Origin of the sequence: Vogesella fluminis (assembly GCF_014652335.1) — a bacterium.
Classification (GTDB): Bacteria; Pseudomonadota; Gammaproteobacteria; order Burkholderiales; family Chromobacteriaceae; genus Vogesella; species Vogesella fluminis.
On the sequence record NZ_BMYP01000008.1, the window covers coordinates 90,883 to 109,826 of the forward strand.

The window sequence follows — 18,944 nt, forward strand, 5'->3', positions numbered from 1 at the left end:
TCAACACAGCGCTCACAGGGGCCACGTCATGAACAACTGCAACGACCAATTTGCCGTCAGCGATCTGAATCTCGATGCCCAGTGGATGCCGTTTTCGGCCAACCGCGCGTTCAAGCGTGATCCGCGCATCATCGTGGGCGCCGACGGCAACTACTTCATCGACGACAAGGGTCGCCGCATCTTCGACAGCCTGTCCGGCCTGTGGACCTGCGGCGCCGGCCACAACCGTCCGGAAATCCAGGAAGCGGTAGCCCGCCAGCTGGGTACCCTGGACTATGCGCCGGGCTTCCAGTACGGCCACCCGCTGGCCTTCCGCCTGGCCGACAGGATCGCCGGCCTGATGCCGGACGGCCTCAACCGCGTACTGTTCACCGGCTCCGGCTCCGAATGCGCCGATACCGCAGTGAAGATGGCCAAGGCCTACTGGCGCCTGAAGGGCCAGCCGAGCAAGACCCGCTTCATCGGCCGCGCCCGCGGCTACCACGGCGTCAACATCGCCGGCACCGCACTGGGCGGCATCGGCGGCAACCGCAAGATGTACGGCCAGCTGATGGATGCCGACCACCTGCCGCACACCCTGCAGCCAGGGCTGGCGTTCACCAAGGGCATGGCCGAGACCGGCGGGGTGGAGCTGGCCAACGAGCTGCTGAAGCTGATCGAGCTGCACGACGCCTCCAACATCGCCGCGGTGATCGTGGAGCCGATGTCCGGTTCCGCCGGCGTGATCGTGCCGCCGCAGGGCTACCTGCAGCGCCTGCGCGAGATCTGCAGCCAGCACGGCATCCTGCTGATTTTCGACGAGGTGATCACCGCCTTCGGCCGCATGGGCAAGTGGACCGGTGCCGACTACTTCGGCGTCACCCCGGACATCATCAATACCGCCAAGCAGGTGACCAACGGCGCCATTCCGCTGGGCGCGGTGATCGCCTCCAGCGAGATCTACAACACCTTCATGCAGCAGGGCACGCCCGAGCACATGATCGAGTTCACCCACGGCTACACCTACTCCGGCCACCCGGTGGCCTGCGCCGCCGGCCTCGCCACGCTGGAGCTGCTGCAGCGCGACCAGCTGATCGAGCAGTCCGCCGCGCTGGCGCCGGTGTTCGAAGAAAAGCTGCATGCCCTGCGCGGCAGCAAGCACGTGGTGGACATCCGCAACTGCGGCCTGGCCGGCGCCCTGCAGTTGGCCGCCCGCGACGGCGACGCCGCCATCCGCCCGTACGAGGCCGGCATCAGACTGTGGCAGGCCGGCTTCTACGTGCGCTTCGGCGGCGACACGCTGCAGTTCGGACCGACCTTCGACACCACTGCGCAGCAGCTGGACACGCTGTTCGACGCCGTCGGCGACGTGCTGAACCGGCTCGCCTGACCGACACCCGCCGCACGCCCGGTGCGTGCGGCCAACCTTTACCTGATTGCATCGATAGAGAACACACCATGACCACCGTAAACCACCTGATCAACGGCGAACTCAGTGCCGGCGGCAGCCGTCACGCCCCGGTTTTCAACCCGTCCACCGGCGAGGCCATCGCCCGGGTTGCCCTGGCCGACGTCGCCACCGTGCAACAGGCCATCGCCGCCGCCAAGGCTGCCTTTCCCGCCTGGCGCAACACTCCGCCTGCCAAGCGTGCACAGGTGATGTTCCGCTTCAAGCAGCTCTTGGAGCAGAACAAGGAACGCATCGTCCAGCTGATCAGCCAGGAGCACGGCAAGACCGTCGAGGACGCCACCGGCGAGCTGCAGCGCGGCATCGAGAACATCGAGTACGCCTGCGGCGTGCCGGAACTGCTCAAGGGCGAATACAACCGCAACGTCGGCCCCAACATCGACGCCTGGAGCGACTTCCAGCCGCTGGGCGTGGTGGCCGGCATCACGCCGTTCAACTTCCCGGCCATGGTGCCGCTGTGGATGTACCCGCTGGCCATCGCCTGCGGCAACGCCTTCATCCTCAAGCCGTCTGAGCGCGACCCCAGCTCCACGCTGCTGATTGCCCAGCTGCTGCAGGAAGCCGGCCTGCCCAAGGGCGTGCTGAACGTGGTGCACGGCGACAAGGAAGCGGTGGATGCGCTGATCGCGGCACCGGAAGTGAAGGCGCTGAGCTTTGTCGGCTCCACCCCGATCGCCGAATACATCTACGCCGAGGGTACCCGCCGCGGCAAGCGCGTGCAGGCGCTGGGCGGCGCCAAGAACCACGCCGTGCTGATGCCGGACGCCGACCTGGACAATGCGGTGAACGCGCTGATGGGCGCCGCCTACGGCTCCTGCGGCGAGCGCTGCATGGCGATCTCGGTCGCGGTGTGCGTCGGCGACCAGGTAGCCGACGCGCTGATCGCCAGGCTCACCCCGCAGATCAAGGCACTGAAGATCGGTGCCGGCACCAACTGCGGCCTGGACATGGGCCCGCTGGTCACCGCCGCCGCCCGCGACAAGGTGGTGGGCTACATCGCCGACGGCGTGGCGGCAGGCGCCGAACTGGTGGTCGATGGCCGCGGCTACAGCGTGGCCGGCTTTGATAACGGCTACTTCCTTGGCGGCACCCTGTTCGACCGCGTCACCCCGGCCATGCGCATCTACCAGGAAGAAATCTTCGGCCCGGTGCTGTGCGTGGTGCGCGTGAACAGCCTGGAAGATGCCATCGCGCTGATCAACGCCCACGAATACGGCAACGGCACCTGCATCTTCACCCGCGACGGCGAGTCCGCACGCCTGTTCGCCGACGAGATCGAAGTCGGCATGGTCGGCATCAACGTGCCGCTGCCTGTGCCGGTGGCCTACCACAGCTTCGGCGGCTGGAAGCGTTCGCTGTTCGGCGACCTGCACGCCTACGGCCCGGACGGCGTGCGCTTCTACACCCGTCGCAAGGCCATCACCCAACGTTGGCCGCAACGCGCCAGCCACGAGGCATCGCAGTTCGCTTTCCCGAGCTTGTAGGGTTTGTTGACGCTTGTTCCGCGATGGGCGGAACAAGCACCAATCACCCGGATGCCAAATCGCCAGACGGCCATAAAGAGCGGCCCGGTAGCCGTGCAAGCCAGGAGCGCTCTGGCTGCGGCCGCCCGGTTACGACCGGGAAGTCGGCACGATGCAATACATTGGAGGCTGGCCGTCCGGCCACACCCGCACCGGGTCGGGCTCGGCGATCGCCCGTTGCAGCAGCCACAGCAGCCATTGCCGGTGCAGCTGCCACAACCCGTGACCGGCAGCGCCGCTTTCCTTGGCGTACTGCTTGCCGGTATCGCTCATGCGGTAAAAGTACAGCGCCAGCGCCGCCAGTTCAGCCTGCGGCCAACGGCAGCCGTAGTACTGCAGCCGCTCGCTCCAGTACGCCACCTGCCGTGCCTCGTGCCGGGCTTCCAGCTCGGCCAGCGCCGGCACCAGATCCATCACCTGCCATAGCGGCCCATAGCCGCCAAACTGCTCATCCAGCGCATCCAGCGCCGCATCCACCGCATCCAGCAGTGCCGGCAGCGGCAGATCCTGCTGCCGCAACTCCTCTTTTGCCTGGTTCACCGCCTCCAGCCAGCCGCTGGCCAGCCGGCAGATGATGGCTTCCTTGTTGGGAAACAGGTGATACAGCGATTTGATGCCCACACCAGCGCGGGCGGCGATGGCATTGGTGTTCAGCGCCGGGTAGCCGTGCTCGGCCAGCAGGGCCAGCGTGGCCTGTTCGATCTTGCGCATGGCATCCTGGCTGCGTTGCTGGCGCGGGGTGCGCCGCATGCTGAAATCGGTAGGGAGGGTTCTATCGGTCATGGTGTCCGGCTATGTAATGCTCGCCGCCACTGTAGTGGCAGCGCTGTGGTATGGCAACGACAGTATTTGATCACATTTGCAGTAATTACTGAATTACTTCAAATGAACTGTGCTAAGGTCTGCCCATAATTTGCAGTAAAAACTGCAATAAAACAAAGGAGACAACTATGGCACACAGCAATATCCGGCAGCCGCAGCTACTGCTGCTGGCAGGCACATTGGCGTTGGCCGCCAGCGCCAGTCAGGCTGCCGGCACGGTATACCTGAACGGCAAGGTGTATACCCAGGATGCCCGCCGTAGCGTGGTGCAGGCTTTCGTGGTGGAGCAGGATGGCAAGTTCGGCCGTGTCGGCAACAATGCCGAGCTGTCCGGCCTGCGGCAGCAGGGTTATGCCGTGGTGGACCTGCACGGGCGCATGGTGCTGCCGGGGCTGCACGATAACCACATCCACGCGCTGGGCACGGTGCCGCTGGACATGTGCGACCTGGACGGCAAGCCGGTGAACCTGGACCAGTTGGCGAATAAGGTGCGCGGCTGTGTGCCGAAATACGCGCCGCAGCCTGGCGACTGGCTGGTGGTGAACCAGTGGTCGCCATATGACGGCAATACCCCGACCAAGCGCTTCAAGACCGTGCGCGCGGCGCTGGATGTCGCCGCACCGGACCGGCCGGTGGCACTGATGGGGGTGGATGGCCATGCCGCCGCCTACAACAGCCGCGCGCTGGCGCTGGCCCGCGACAAGGACGGCAATACCGTGGGCTACAACGCCGCCACGCTGGGCAAGGACGGCGCACTGGCCAGCCAGGCACCGTATGTCGACCTTAATACCGGGGTGATCCGCGAAGGCGCGCGCGAGGCGGTTCCGGTACCGGATACCGGCCTGCTGTCGGCCAGCAGCGACAAGGCTGCGGCGCTGTACGACGCCATCCTGCCGCGAGTATCACGGCTGCTGGCCAGCAGCGGCATTACCGGCATCCAGGATGCCTGCGCCAGCGACTTCGTGCGTCAGCGCTATCTGGGCATGCAGCAGCGCGGCCTGCTGCACATGCGCGTTACCGCCGCCACCTGCTTCCATCAGGACGACTACGGCGGCAAGCTGGACATTCCCGTCCATCTGGCCAAGGCCGAGGCGGTACGCGCGCAGCTTGCGGCCAACCCGCTGATCAAGGCCGACACAGTGAAAGTGTTTGTGGATGGCACGCTGGAAGGCGACCCGTTCACCGAACCGCCCTTCCTGCCCAATGCCGGCATGCTGCACAACTTCCAGCTGCCACACATCCACTACGACGCCGCCCGCGACCAGGGCAAGGTCACCGCCGACAGCCAGGACAGCGGCCAGAACGGCACGGTGAATTTCAAGCATGACGCACTGCTGGACTACGCCACCGCGCTGGACAAGGCCGGCTTCGGCATCCACCTGCACAGCATTGGCGACCGCAGCACGCGCTGGGCGCTGGACGCCTTGCAGGCAGCGCGGCAGCGCAACGGCAACAGCGGCATCCCGCACACCATCGCCCACCTGCAGATGGTGCACCCGGACGACCAGCAGCGCCTCGGCGAACTGGGTGTCTACCTTACTTTCACCTATGCGTGGATGAACCCGCAGCTGACCTACGACATGCTGGTGACGCCGTTCCTGCAGGCTGGCCGCAAGGGGCAGGACCTGGCTGCCATGGTGTATGCCCCCAAAGGTTATGCCACCAGCGCGGTATACCCGGTGGAAAGCAGCCGCCGTGCCGGTGCGGTACTGGCTGCCGGCAGCGATGCGCCAGTAGATAGCCGCGACCCGCGGCCGTTCACCAATATCGCCGCCGCGCTTACCCGTGTGGCCGACGGCAAGCCCTACTACAACGCCGCACAGCACACCTCGCTGGACGAAATCCTGGCCGCCTACACCATCAACGGCGCGCGGGCGGTGCGGCAGGGCGGCATCACCGGCTCCATCGAAAGCGGCAAGTCGGCCGACTTCATCGTGCTGGATCGCAACCTGTACCAGCTGGTGCAGGCCGGCAAGCCGCAGCGCATCGCCGATACCCGGGTCGAGCTGACCGTATTCCGGGGCCAGCCGGTATACCGCCGCCGCTAGGGCGCGAGTTTGCCGCACTGTTTTTCTTCCCGACCAGGGCCCCGCCCCGGCGGCGGGGTGTCCGCTACAGGAGCAACAACATGAACAAGACATGGCTGGCGGCGCTGGGCTGCGCCGTACTGCTACCACTGGCGCAGGCCGGTGGCAGACTCAACATCTACAACTGGTCGGATTACATCGCACCGGACACGATACCGGCATTCCAGAAAGCCACCGGCATCAAGGTGCGCTACGACGTGTACGACAGCAACGAAACGCTGAAAGGCAAGCTGCTTACCGGCAATACCGGCTATGACCTGGTAGTGCCCACCCACAACACCCTGGGCACCGGCATCAAGGCCGGCATGTTCCTGCCGCTGGACCGCAGCCGCATTCCGAACTGGAAACACCTGGACCCGGCGCTGCTCAAGCTGATGGACGGCTTCGACCCGGGCAACCGCTACGGCGTGCCGTACTTCTGGGGCATCAACACCCTGGGCATCAACGTGGACAAGGTGCAGAAGGCACTGGGCGGCAAGCTGCCGGACAACCCGTGGGATATGGTGTTCAAGCCAGAGGTGGTGTCCAGGCTCAAGGGCTGCGGTGTCAGCGTATTCGATTCACCCAGCGAATTCTTCAGTGCCGCACTGCACTATTACGGCAAGGACCCGAACAGCGAAAACCTGGCCGACTATCAGGCCATCATGCCGGCGCTGCAGAAGCTGCGGCCGTACTACACGCTGTTCTCGTCCTCCAGCTATATCAACGAGCTGGCCGGCGGCAGCCTGTGCGTGGCAATGGGCTTTTCCGGCGATCTCAACATGGCGCGCCGCCGTGCGCAGGAAAGCCGCAACGGTGTGAACGTGCGCGTACTGCTGCCGAAAAACGGGCTGGAAGTGTGGCTGGATGTACTGGCAATCCCGAAAGATGCGGCCAACGTGGCCGAGGCACACGCCTTCATCAACGCCATGCTGGAGCCGCAAACGGCGGCCAGGAACGCCAATGCGGTGAGTTACCCGCCGGGGGTGCCGGCAGCGCGTGCCTTCATGAAACCGGAGCTGGTGACCGACCGTACCGTGTTCCCCGGCAGTGATGACCTGAAGAACAGCTTTGTCGCCAGAACACTGAAACCGGCCACGATGCAGGGCTACACCCGGCTGTGGCAGCGCTTCCGCACCGGCCGCTAAGCACATTGCTCACGATCTCGCACGCTCACGCAGGACAAGGCGAAATGGCCGGGGAAGCGGAGTCTGCAAATAGTGGATTAGGGCCTGTTAACACTTGTTTTATCGCAGCGGCCAGTTTTGCCCGGATGCAGCGCGCGAAAAACGGCCCGCCGCAGGGTTATTCCCTGCCAGGGCCGTTTGACAAAGCGATGCGCCGGGCAAAACCGGCCCCGAAGGGCAGGCTGGATAAGCCATCAACTGCTGCGTTGTCGGGTTTGCACTTGGAATAACCAGGCGCGGCACCCTCCGCCTTGCATTTGAAGGCTTCTCCAGCCTGCGCTGCGACAAAACAAGTGTTAACAGGCCCTAGCATTCCGCAGCCGTTTTCAACATCATGCCGCCCCGTCGGAGTGCGTCGCAGCAGAGCGTGAACAGGCTCCAGCTGCCGCATGATTTATCCATGCGGCCAACCTTGCCATCCGCAAGTCCCGTATCCGCAACCGAACCACCCATCAGGGATAGCAGCCATGTCGCAAACCGTGTTCGAACGCCACACCACCGCTCCGGGCGTAATCCAGACGGCTTTGGCCGGCAGCATCAACCAGCCGTTCTGGATGGACGACGTCGCTACGCGGCGCGTCGAGTATCCGCCACTGCGCGAACACACGGTCGCCGACCTCGCCATCGTCGGCGGCGGCTTCCTGGGGCTGTGGACCGCGATCCTCGCCAAGGAGCGCGACCCGTCCCGCAGCGTGCTGCTGCTGGAGGGGCGGCGCGTCGGCTGGGCGGCGTCCGGCCGCAACGGCGGCTTCTGCGAGGCCAGCATCACCCACGGCGAGGACAACGGCCGTTCGCGCTGGCCGGAGGAATGCGAGCGGCTGGATGCGCTGGGCATGCAGAACCTGGACGAGATCGCGGCGACGATCGCGCGTTACGCCATCGACTGCGACTTCGAGCGCAGCGGCGTGCTGACCGTGGCCGTCGAGCCGTACCAGGTGGCCCAGCTGCACGGCGACGGCTGCCTGTCCGCCGCGGCGATCCGCGCCGAGGTGGACTCGCCCACCTTCCTCGCCGGGCACTGGGACCGCGCCGGCTGCGCGATGCTGCACCCGGGCAAGCTGGCGCTGGAACTGGCGCGCATCGCGGTCGGGCTGGGCGTGCGCATCTGCGAGCACTCGGCGGTGACCGCGCTGCAGCCCGGCGCCGACGGCGTGCGCCTCGCCACCGCGCACGGCAGCGTCCGCGCCGCGCGGGTGGTGCTGGCGACCAATGCCTTCCCGTCGCTGCTCAAGCGCTACCGCTGGCACACCATCCCGGTCTACGACTACGTGCTGATGACCGAGCCCCTGAGCGCGGCGCAGCTGGCGTCCGTCGGCTGGCGCAACCGGCAGGGCATCGCCGACATGGGCAACCAGTTCCACTACTACCGCATCACGCGCGACAACCGCATCCTGTTCGGCGGCTACGACGCCGTCTATAACTTCGGCGGCAAGGTACGCGGCGAATACGACGACCGGCCGGCATCGTTCGCACGGCTGGCCGGCCACTTCTTCACCACCTTCCCGCAGCTGGAAGGGCTGCGCTTCAGCCACCGCTGGGGCGGCGCCATCGACACCTCGACCCGCTTCTGCGCCTTCTTCGGCACGGCGCACGGCGGCCGCGTCGCCTACGCCGCCGGCTTCACCGGACTGGGCGTCGGCGCCACCCGCTTTGCCGGCAACGTGCTGCTGGACAGGCTCGAAGGCCTGGATACCGAGCGCACCCGCTTGCGCATGGTGCGCGAGACGCCGCCGCCGTTCCCGCCCGAGCCCTTGGCCTGGCTGGCGGTGCAGTCCACGCGCTGGGCGCTGAACCGCGCCGACCACAACCACGGCAAGCGCAACCTGCTGCTGCGCACGCTGGACGCGCTGGGGCTGGGCTTCGATTCCTGAGCCAGGTTGGCCGCATCCGCGCATGCGGCCAACCTGGCCCGTCCACATAACCAGGACCTCATACATGAACCATCCCTTCGCCCTGCTGGCCAACCACTGCGTGGCGGCCAGCCAACTGGCACTCGACTACCAGCCGCTGCCGCCGGAGAAAATCGTGACGGGCGCGCCCCGCGTCGGCACCGCCGAGCTGGGCCGGCTCGGCGACTGCTGCCTCGGCGTCTGGGAGCTGACGCCCTCGGTCAGCACCGACGTGGAGGCCGACGAGTTCTTCATCGTGCTTTCCGGCGCCGCCACGGTCACCTTTGCCGACGGCACGCCATCATTGCAGCTGCACGCCGGCAGCGTCGGCCGCCTGCGCGCCGGCACCGCCACCACCTGGACCGTCACCGAGACGCTGCGCAAGGTCTACGTCATCCTCGACGCCGACGGCGCCGCATAGCGCGCCATCACAAGCTTGGCCGCAGCACACCACCACAGGAGCAAAACATGGACATCAAGCACAACTACATCGACGGCCACTGGCAGGCGGCGCTGGGCGGCACGACGCGCGAGGTCATCAACCCCGCCAATGGCGAGCTGATCGGCATCGTCACCGACAGCAAACAGGAAGACACGCGGGCGGCGATCGCCGCCGCCAGGGCCGCGTTCTACGAGCGGGGCGACTGGCAGCGCATGGCCGGCCCGAAACGCGCCGACCTGCTGCTGCGCGTCGCCGCCGCCATCGAGGCACGCGCCGACGAGCTGGCGCGGCTCGACACGCTGGACAACGGCAAGCCGCTGCGCGAGGCGCGCTGCGACGTGGACGACGCCGTCGCCTGCTTCCGCTACTACGCCGGGCTGATCACCAAGCCGCAGGGCGGGGTGTACGAGGTCGGCGACGGCTTCGGTCCGATGCACGCCTACGCGATGCACGAGCCGATCGGCGTCTGCGCGCTGATCACGCCGTGGAACTACCCGCTGCTGATGGCGACCTGGAAGCTCGCGCCGGCGCTGGCGGCCGGCAACTGCGTGGTGTTCAAGCCCAGCGAGCTGACGCCGCTGTCGGCCGTCGCGCTGTTCGAGATCTTCGACGCGGTCGGCCTGCCGCCCGGCACTGCCAACCTGGTGCTGGGCAACGGCCCGGACGCCGGCTACGAGCTGGCGCAAAGCCACGACGTGGACATGATCACCTTCACCGGCAGCACCCGCACCGGGCAGGCGATCGCCAGCGCCGCCGTCGGCAACCTGAAGAAGGTTGGCCTGGAGCTGGGCGGCAAGTCGCCCAACATCGTCTTCGCCGACGCCGACCTCGAAGGCGCGGTGGAGTGGGCGATGATAGGCGTGTTCTTCAACCAGGGCGAAGTGTGCTCGGCCGGCTCGCGCCTGCTGATCGAGGAGAGCATCAAGGACCGCTTCGTCGCGCGGCTGGCCGAGCGCGCCAACGCGATGACCATCGGCAACGGTCTCGCCGACCCGGACATGGGCGCCATCGTCTCCGCGGCGCAGCTGGGCAAGATCCTCGGCCACATCGCGCGCGCCAAGGCGCAGGGCGCGCGGCTGGTATGCGGCGGCGAGCGCTACACCGAGGGCGAGTGCGGCAAGGGCTACTTCGTGCGGCCAACCATCTTCGACGGCTGCCACCGCGACATGGACATCGTCCGCGAGGAGGTCTTCGGCCCGGTGCTCGCGGTGCAGACCTTCCGCACCGAGGCCGAGGCGATCGCCATGGCCAACGACACGCCCTACGGCCTGGCCGGCGGCGTGTTCACTACAGACGGCGCCCGCGCGCTGCGCGTGGTCCGGGAAATCCGCGCCGGCGTCACCTGGATCAACTGCTACAACCCGACGTTCAACGAGGCGCCGTGGGGCGGCTACAAGATGAGCGGCTACGGCCGCGACCTGGGCGTCAACGGCCTGCAGGAATACCAGCAGATCAAGCAGATCAACATCAACCTGCAGCCGGGCACGGTCGGCTGGTATCAGTAAGAGCCGGGGCCTGCCAGCGCTGAACTTAATCATTACGCAGGCTGGCAACACCGGCGGCACCGGATTCGGGCCTGTTAATCCTAAAAACCTCCATTAGCCACGAAAGAACACGAAAGAAATCAACGTGATAGCAGACGCGAGCGATGCACCTGACGGGTGTGCCGGCTCCAGACGGCAACCATTTGAATTTTCGTGTTTTTTCGTGGCAAGAACTGCGGGGTTTAGGTTAATACTTGTGCGATAAAACAAGTATTAACGGGCCCTGAAGGCGTAACCGGGAGAAGCCGTGTGCGCCCCCTGGCTTCGAGATCAGGCTACAGATCCGGGCGCGCTATGGCTACGCCCCACCCTCGCCCAGCGCCGCCCGCATCTGCTCCAGCTCCTGCAGCCGGTCGTGAATATCGCCCCAGTGCCGCGTATTCACCGCGGCGATCAGCGCATCGATCAGCATCAACAGCGGCGTATTGGCATCCCAGCCGGCCGGGCCGGCGGTATGGGCAGCCAGGGTGTATTTGGCGCAGCGCGACACCGGCGACAGCCACTGGTCGGTGAACAGCACCACCTGCACCTTGCGCTGCGCCGCCATTTCCGCCACGCGCTGCGCGTCCTGCCAATAGCGGCGGATATCGAACACCACCAGCACGTCGTGCTTGTCCATGTCCACCAGATGATCGGCCCAGCTGGCCGGCAGCGCCCGCAGCAGCGTCACCTGCGAGCGCACCACCTTCAGGTGATGCGCCAGATACGCCGCCAGCGGCTCGGTCAGCCGCCCGCCCAGCAGCCAGATACGGCGCTTGGGGTCGGCCAGCAGCGCGACGGCGCCGTCGAATTCCGATGGGCTGACGTTGGCCGCAGTCTGCTGCATCAGCTCGGTCTGGCGGCGCACGAAGGTGGCGAGGAAATCGGTGCCCGCCGCCTCGCTGGCGGCCTCGCGCCGCACCAGCGGCGACTGCAGCCGCGCCTCCAGCTCGCTGCGCAATGCGGCCTGGAACGCGGTGTAGCTGTCGAAACCCAGCTTGCCCACCAGCCGCAACACCGTCGGCCCGCTCACTTCCACCCGCGCCGCCAGCTGGGCAATGGTCTCCAGCCCGGCCACCGGGTAGTTGGCCAGCAGCACGCGCGCGATCTTGCGTTCGGTGGGCGTCAGCTTGTCCATTTCCGAGCGCAACAATTCTGCAACAGAGCGGTTTTGTCCCATTGGCAGTCCTCTTTTCCAGCATTGGCGGTACTTGTCGACAGTTTGGCCGATGGCACGCCGGCAGGCAACGTAATTTTTATTACATTTTTCATCTTGCAATCTGTTTTTCTAACGTCTACTACTATGCACAGAGGGCAACAAAACCGCCCCGGACGTCAGCAAAGTGAGAGGAAAACATGGAAGCGCACAAGGTAAGAACCGCAGACGATCTGCGCACGCTCATCCAGCAGCGTGATCTGAAGCAGATCAAGGTCGGGCTGTACGATATCGACGGCGTGATGGCCGGCAAGTATATGTCGCGCGACAAGTTTCTGTCCGCGCTGGACGGCGGCTTCGGCTTCTGCGACGTAGTGTTTGGCTGGGATGTGGGCGACAAGCTGTACGACAACACCAAGCTCACCGGCTGGCAGCGCGGCTATGCCGACGCCCAGGTGCGGGTGATTCCGGAAAGCTGCCGCGAGCTGCCGCTGGAAGACAATATGATCCTGCTGCAGGGCGAGGTGGTGGGCCGGCTGGAAGGGTTGTGTCCGCGCGGCCTGCTGCGCCGGGTGCTGCAGCGTGCGGCCAACATGGGCGTCACCCCGATGGCCGGCATCGAATATGAATTTCTGGTCGCCGACGAAAGCAACGAGTCGCTGCTGGGCCGCAGCTACCAGGACATCAGGCCGCTGGGGCGCGGCGCCTTCGGCTACTCGGTGCTGCGCAATTCGGTGAACACCGAGTTCTATCACGGCCTGATCCAGCTGTGCGAAGCGATGAACATGCCGCTGGAAGGCTTCCACGAGGAAACCGGTCCCGGCCAGCTGGAAGCGGCACTGGGCGTGGACGGCGCACTGCGCGCCGCCGACAACGCCGCACTGTTCAAGACCTTCGCCAAGGTGCTGGCACAGAAGCAGGGCCGCACCTGCAGCTTCATGGCCAAGTGGCATCAGGAATACTCCGGCCAGGGCGGCCACATCCATATCTCGCTGAAGAACGCCGCCGGCGACAACATATTCCACGACGCCAGCCAGCCCGGCAACATCAGCCGCACCATGCGCCATTTCATCGGCGGCCTGCAACTGTTGATGCCGCAGATCACCAGCCTGGCGGCACCCACCATCAACAGCTTCCGCCGTCTGGTGCCCGGCTACTGGGCGCCGACCACCGCGCTGTGGGGCATCGACAACCGCACCGTGTCGCTGCGCGCCATTCCCGGCAGCAACAAGTCGCAGCGGGTGGAATACCGGTTGCCCGGCGCCGACTGCAACCCCTACCTGGCGCTGGCCAGCGCGCTGGCCGCCGGCCTGCACGGCATCGAGCACGAGATCGAGCCGGACGAAGCGATTACCGGCAACGGCTACCTGCTGGATGTTCCACCGGAGCGCCGCCTGCCGCGCTCGCTGTGGGAAGCGGCACAGACGCTGAAGCAGTCCGTGGTGATGCGCGACTGGCTGGGCGACGACTTCGTCGACCACTTCGCCGCCACCCGCGAGTGGGAGGAACGCGAGTTCCAGCGCCACGTAACCGATTGGGAATTGAACCGTTACTTCGAGATCATCTGACATGAGCCAGCACTTTTCCGTTATTTCCCCTGTCGACGGCAGCGAACTGCTGCAACGCAGCTACCACGACGCCGCCACCGTGCGCGCCACGCTGGATGCGGCCAACCATGCCGGCCGCAGCTGGCGCCAAGTCAGCCTGACCGAACGCAAACTGATGGTTGGCCGCGCGGTGGACGAACTGGTCGCCCGCCGCGAGCGCATCGCCGAGGCCATCACCCGCCAGATCGGCCGCCCGATCAGCCAGTCGCCGGGCGAAGTGCGCGGCCTGGAAGAGCGCGCTCGCACCATGATCGAGCTGGCCGAGCAGGGCCTGGCCGACGTGCGCCCGGCGCCCAAGGCCGGTTTCGAGCGCTTCCTGCGCCGCGAGCCGCTGGGCACCGTGCTGGTGCTGGCGCCGTGGAACTACCCCTTCCTCACCGCCATCAACACCATCGTGCCGGCGCTGGTGGCCGGCAACACCGTAATCCTGAAGCACTCCAGCCAGACCCCGCTGGTCGCCGAGCTGTTCGACGAAGCGTTCAAGGCTGCCGGGCTGCCGGCCGGCGTGTTCCAGATCCTGCACCTGGACCACGCCGCCACGCTGCAGCTGGTGGCCAGCGAAGGCATCGACTTCGTCGCCTTCACCGGCTCGGTGGAAGGCGGCCGCACGGTACAGCACGCCGCCGCCGGCCGCTTCATCGGCGTCGGCCTGGAGCTGGGCGGCAAGGACCCGGCCTACGTGTGCGACGACGCCGACCTGCCGGCCGCCATCGAAAACCTGGTGGACGGCGCCTTCTTCAACTCCGGGCAGTCCTGCTGCGGCATAGAGCGCATCTACGTGCACCACCGCCACTACGACGACTTCGTCGCCGGCTTCGTCGAGCTCACCAAGGCCTACCGCTTCGGCAACCCGCTGGACCCGCACACCAACCTCGGGCCCATGGTGCGCGCCGGCGCCGCCGCCTTCGTGCGCGATCAGATCGCCGAGGCGTTGCAACAAGGCGCGCGCGCGCTGATCCCGGCCGGTCACTTCGCCGCCGACGCGCCGGGCACCGCGTATCTCGCGCCGCAGGTGCTGGTGAACGTCGACCACGGCATGCGGGTGATGCGCGAGGAGAGCTTCGGCCCGGTGATAGGCATCATGGCGGTGGACGGCGACGAAGAGGCGCTGCGGCTGATGAACGACAGCCACTACGGCCTCTCCGCGTCGATCTGGACCGCCGACCGCGACGCGGCGATCCGGCTGGGCGAGCGGCTGGAGACCGGCACCGTGTTCCAGAACCGCTGCGACTACCTGGACCCGACTCTGGCGTGGACCGGGGTGAAAGACACCGGCCGCGGCGTGTCGCTATCGGTACTGGGCTACAGCCAGCTCACCCGCGTCAAATCCTTCCACCTGAAAGACTGAAAACCATGTTCATCACAGAAAGCACAGACAACTGCAAGCACATGCCGCCCGTCCGTCGCGACCATGCCGTTTCCGTGTTTTCCGTGGGTTCTGTGGCAAAAAATAGAGGACAAACCACATGCAACTGAAAGGCAACTGGAACTACCCCACCGCCATCCGCTTCGGCGCCGGCCGCGCCAGCGAACTGCCGGCCATGTGCGCCGAGCTGGGCATCAAGCGCCCGCTGCTGGTTACCGATTCCGGCCTGGCCCGCCTGCCGCTGGTCGGACGGCTGCTGGACTACCTGCACAGCGCCGGCCTTGCGGCCAACGTGTTCAGCGACCTGCGCCCCAACCCGGTGGGCCGTGACGTGGATGCCGGCGTGGCCGCCTACAAGGCCGGCGGCCATGACGGTGTGATCGCAGTCGGCGGCGGCAGCGCACTGGACGTGGGCAAGGCCATCGCGCTGATGGTGGGCCAGGACCGCCCGCTGTGGGACTTCGAGGACGTGGGCGACAACTGGACCCGCGTCAACGTGGCCGGCGTGGCGCCTACCATCGCGGTGCCCACCACCGCCGGCACCGGCTCCGAGGTTGGCCGCGCCTCGCTGATCATCGACGAAAACGGCCACCGCAAGGTCATCATCTTCCACCCGTCGATGCTGCCCAAGCTGGTGCTGGCCGACCCGGAACTCACCTGCGGCCTGCCGCGCCACCTTACCGCTGCCACCGGCATCGACGCCTTCGTGCACAACCTGGAAGCGTTCTGTTCGCCGTTCTACCACCCGATCGCCCAGGGCGTGGCGCTGGAAGGCATGAAGCTGGTGCACGACTGGCTCCCGGCAGCCTGCGACAACGGCAACAACGTGGAAGCGCGCTCGCACATGTTGGCCGCATCGATCATGGGCGCCACTGCCTTCCAGAAGGGTCTCGGCGGCGTGCATGCGCTGGCGCACCCGATCGGCGCGCACTTCGACACCCACCACGGCCTGGCCAATGCCATCCTGCTGCCCTATGTGCTGGTGAAAAACCGCCCGGCCATCGAGCAGCGCATCGTGGCCGCCGCCCGCTACATCGGCCTGGCCGATGCCAGCTTCGACGGCTTCCTCGGCTGGATCCTGCAGCTGCGCGCCAAGCTGGGCATCGCCCACAGTCTGGCCGAGATCGGCATCAGCAGCGAGCACGCGGCGCTGATAGGCCGTGACGCCAAGCAGGACCCGAGCGACGGCGGCAACCCGCTGCCGCTATCCGCCGATGACTATGCGGCCATCTTCCTGGCCGCCTGCGAGGGCAATGTCCATGGCTAAACCCGTGATTGGTCTGACCACCTACCCGCCCGGCCCCGGCCACGGCCCGCACACGCCGGAACTGTACGTGCAGGCGGTGGTGCGTGCCGGCGGCGCGCCGGTGCTGCTGCCGCATGTCGGCGCCGACATGGTGGATGCCTGGCTGTCGCGCCTGGACGGCGTGGTGCTGATCGGCGGCGGCGATATCGAGCCGGCGCGCTACGACGGCGGCGACCACCCCACCATCTACAACCTCAATCCGGCGCGCGACGACACCGAGCTGGCGCTGACCCGCGCGGTGCTGGCCAGCAAGTTGCCGACGCTGGCGATCTGCCGCGGCCTGCAGCTGGTAAACACCGTGCTCGGCGGCAGCCTGCACCTGCACCTGCCGGACGTGGTGGGCGAAGACACCCTGCACCGCGCCCCGCCGCGCGACCCGGTGCCGCACGCCATCCGCGTGGCCGCCGGCAGCTGCCTGGCCGGGCTGCTCGGCGAGCACAGCGAGTCGGCATCCTGGCATCACCAGGCCATAGCCCAGCTGGGCGAAGGCCTGCTGCCGGTGGCGTGGGCGCCGGACGGGGTGATCGAAGCGGTGGAGCTGCAGGGCAACCCGCAGCTGACCGCGGTGCAGTGGCACCCGGAAATCACCGCCGCGGACGACGCGCGCCAGCAGGCGCTGTTCGACCACCTAGTACGTCTGGCCGCCGGCCGCTGAAACCGGGCACGCCGGCGACATCGCGGAGCGCCACCGGCGCAAGGTTGGCCGCAAGCGTAGCACCCGTACCGGGCACGCCGCCACAGAGCGGCGACCGGTACGGCGCCGGGCGGCATACCGCCGTACCGGCAAACACGACACAACAAAGGAGACAATCATGCAGAAACAGAAGGTCGTACGGGAGCTGAAGTCCAGCCTCAAGACCATACACCTGTGGGGGATCGCCGTCGGACTGGTGATCTCCGGTGAGTACTTCGGCTGGAGCTACGGCTGGGCCAGCGCCGGCACGCTGGGGTTTCTGGTGACCTCGCTGCTGATCGCCGCGATGTACACCACCTTCATCTTCAGCTACACCGAGCTGACCACCTCGATACCGCACGCCGGCGGCCCGTTTGCCTATGCGCGGCGTGCCTTCGGCCCCACCGGCGGCTTCATTGCCGGCGCGGCCACGCTGATCGAGTTCGTGTTCGCGCCACCGGCCATCGCGCTGGCCATCGGTGCCTATCTGGGGGTGCAGTTCCCGGGGCTGGACCCGAAAGTGGCGGCGGTGGGCGCCTACCTGGTGTTCATGGCATTGAACATCCTGGGGGTGCAGCTGGCGGCCAACTTCGAGTTGTTCGTCACCGTGCTGGCCATCGGCGAGCTGCTGGTATTCATGGGCGTGGTCAGCCCTGGCTTCTCGCTGGCCAACTTCACCGCCAACGGCTGGGCTGGCGGCAGCGAGCTGAACCACACCGCGCTGCTGGGTATCCTGGGGGCGATTCCGTTTGCCATCTGGTTCTTCCTGGCGATCGAAGGCGCCGCCATGGCGGCAGAGGAAGCGGAAGACCCGCGCCGCACCATCCCGAAAGCCTATATCGGCGGCATTCTCACCCTTACCGTGCTGGCCATCGGCGTGATGATCATGGCCGGCGGCGTGGGCGACTGGCGCCTGCTGGCCAACATCAACGACCCGCTGCCGCAGGCGATGAAAGCCGTGGTCGGCGAAAACAGCGGCTGGATGCACATGCTGGTGTGGATCGGCCTGTTCGGCCTGATTGCCAGCTTCCACGGCATCATCATGGGCTACTCGCGGCAGATCTTCGCACTCGCGCGCGCCGGCTACATGCCGACCGTGTTTGCCCGCGTGCACCCGCGCTTCAAGACCCCGCACCTTGCCATCATCCTGGGCGGCATCATCGGCATCGCCGCCATCTTCAGCGACGAATGGATCAAGCTCGGCGGCCAGACGCTGACAGCCAACATCATCACCATGTCGGTATTCGGTGCGCTGGTGATGTACATCATGTCGATGCTCAGCCTGCTGCGCTTGCGCCGTACCGAGCCCAAGCTGGATCGCCCGTTCCGTGCCCCGGTCTATCCGCTGTTCCCGTGCATTGCACTAGCCATCGCCACGCTATCGCTGCTGACCATGGCCTGGCTGAACCAGCTGGTATTCGCACTGTTCGTGGCAGCCATGGCGGCCGGCTACATATACTTCCTGGCCACCAAGCATCTGCGAGATGCCGCACCGCAGGACGACATGCTCGAGGGCCAGAGCTGCGAAGATGAACTGCCACTAAACCTGTCGCTGCTGCCGGGGAAGGATTGAATGCAGCCAACGATATACCGTGTTAACGGACACAGACTGCTGACGAGGCTCCCAAATTATCGGTAATGCCGTTCACTCAAAGAGCTGCAAGAAACGGAGCAGATCTGGCACGGAAATGTCGCAAAGCCGGTTTGTGACAGTTTCAGAGACCTAGAAAACACAAAACCCCTGATCCAATTTTTCAATTGAATCAGGGGTTTTTATGTGGTTGCGGGAGCAGGATTTGAACCTACGGCCTTCGGGTTATGAGGCCAAATAATCTGCCGTACGTTACATGCCACCAAGTTCAAACCAAACAGCCTCGGCGAATTCAGGGAGTAAGTGCAACGGCGGGCAGGTCTGGAGGATGGGGGTGAGATGAGGT

14 protein-coding genes are annotated in these 18,944 nt (G+C 66.2%); 12 read left to right on the forward strand and 2 right to left on the reverse strand.

Annotation, left to right across the window (positions count from 1 at the left end; translation table 11 throughout):
• Window positions 1–28 precede the first annotated feature (28 nt).
• Together aptA and IE083_RS04650 are read left to right on the forward strand one after the other, a co-directional pair.
• Window positions 29–1,369 carry an omega-aminotransferase AptA gene (aptA, locus tag IE083_RS04645; RefSeq protein WP_189352461.1) on the forward strand — a complete coding sequence of 447 codons (1,341 nt, stop codon included), beginning with the start codon at window positions 29–31 and terminating at the stop codon, window positions 1,367–1,369.
• A 68-nt stretch (window positions 1,370–1,437) separates the two neighbouring features.
• Window positions 1,438–2,931, forward strand: a complete 1,494-nt coding sequence (locus tag IE083_RS04650; RefSeq protein WP_189352462.1) for a CoA-acylating methylmalonate-semialdehyde dehydrogenase — start codon at window positions 1,438–1,440, stop codon at window positions 2,929–2,931.
• 129 nt (window positions 2,932–3,060) lie between these two features.
• On the opposite strand, the gene IE083_RS04655 is transcribed toward IE083_RS04650, so the two are convergent.
• A complete protein-coding gene (locus IE083_RS04655) occupies window positions 3,061–3,753 on the reverse strand; it encodes a TetR/AcrR family transcriptional regulator (RefSeq protein WP_189352463.1) in 693 nt (230 codons plus the stop codon).
• A 167-nt stretch (window positions 3,754–3,920) separates the two neighbouring features.
• On the opposite strand from IE083_RS04655, the gene IE083_RS04660 reads away from it, so the two are divergent.
• The 5 genes from IE083_RS04660 (at window position 3,921) to IE083_RS04680 (ending at window position 10,881) form a co-directional block, all read left to right on the forward strand.
• The gene (locus tag IE083_RS04660) at window positions 3,921–5,840 is read left to right on the forward strand and encodes an amidohydrolase (protein ID WP_189352464.1); all 1,920 of its coding nucleotides are present in this window, start codon (window positions 3,921–3,923) and stop codon (window positions 5,838–5,840) included.
• Window positions 5,841–5,920: 80 nt separating this feature from the next.
• Complete coding sequence (locus tag IE083_RS04665; RefSeq protein WP_189352465.1) at window positions 5,921–7,006, forward strand: polyamine ABC transporter substrate-binding protein; 1,086 nt, start codon at window positions 5,921–5,923, stop codon at window positions 7,004–7,006.
• Between the two features lie 506 nt (window positions 7,007–7,512).
• The gene (locus tag IE083_RS04670) at window positions 7,513–8,916 is read left to right on the forward strand and encodes an NAD(P)/FAD-dependent oxidoreductase (RefSeq protein WP_189352466.1); all 1,404 of its coding nucleotides are present in this window, start codon (window positions 7,513–7,515) and stop codon (window positions 8,914–8,916) included.
• A 64-nt stretch (window positions 8,917–8,980) separates the two neighbouring features.
• On the forward strand, window positions 8,981–9,355 hold the full coding sequence (locus IE083_RS04675) for a cupin domain-containing protein (RefSeq protein ID WP_189352467.1): 375 nt from the start codon (window positions 8,981–8,983) through the stop codon (window positions 9,353–9,355).
• Between the two features lie 47 nt (window positions 9,356–9,402).
• Window positions 9,403–10,881: an aldehyde dehydrogenase family protein gene (locus tag IE083_RS04680; protein ID WP_189352468.1), complete on the forward strand. Its 1,479-nt coding sequence runs from the start codon at window positions 9,403–9,405 to the stop codon at window positions 10,879–10,881.
• Between the two features lie 337 nt (window positions 10,882–11,218).
• Here the strand turns inward: IE083_RS04680 and IE083_RS04685 are convergent, their stop codons facing one another.
• On the reverse strand, window positions 11,219–12,079 hold the full coding sequence (locus IE083_RS04685) for a MurR/RpiR family transcriptional regulator (RefSeq protein WP_189352469.1): 861 nt from the start codon (window positions 12,077–12,079) through the stop codon (window positions 11,219–11,221).
• Window positions 12,080–12,255: 176 nt separating this feature from the next.
• Here IE083_RS04685 and IE083_RS04690 point away from each other — a divergent pair, with 176 nt between their 5' ends.
• The 5 genes from IE083_RS04690 (at window position 12,256) to eat (ending at window position 18,580) form a co-directional block, all read left to right on the forward strand.
• Window positions 12,256–13,623 carry a glutamine synthetase family protein gene (locus IE083_RS04690; protein ID WP_189352470.1) on the forward strand — a complete coding sequence of 456 codons (1,368 nt, stop codon included), beginning with the start codon at window positions 12,256–12,258 and terminating at the stop codon, window positions 13,621–13,623.
• Window position 13,624: 1 nt separating this feature from the next.
• Entirely contained in the window at window positions 13,625–15,010 is a 1,386-nt protein-coding gene (locus IE083_RS04695; RefSeq protein WP_189352471.1) for an aldehyde dehydrogenase family protein, read from the forward strand.
• A 118-nt stretch (window positions 15,011–15,128) separates the two neighbouring features.
• Window positions 15,129–16,295 carry an iron-containing alcohol dehydrogenase gene (locus IE083_RS04700; RefSeq protein ID WP_189352472.1) on the forward strand — a complete coding sequence of 389 codons (1,167 nt, stop codon included), beginning with the start codon at window positions 15,129–15,131 and terminating at the stop codon, window positions 16,293–16,295.
• Complete coding sequence (locus IE083_RS04705) at window positions 16,288–16,989, forward strand: gamma-glutamyl-gamma-aminobutyrate hydrolase family protein (protein WP_189352473.1); 702 nt, start codon at window positions 16,288–16,290, stop codon at window positions 16,987–16,989. Before IE083_RS04700 ends, IE083_RS04705 begins: the two co-directional genes overlap by 8 nt.
• Window positions 16,990–17,146: 157 nt before the next feature.
• Complete coding sequence (gene eat / locus IE083_RS04710; protein ID WP_189352474.1) at window positions 17,147–18,580, forward strand: ethanolamine permease; 1,434 nt, start codon at window positions 17,147–17,149, stop codon at window positions 18,578–18,580.
• Window positions 18,581–18,944 lie beyond the last annotated feature (364 nt).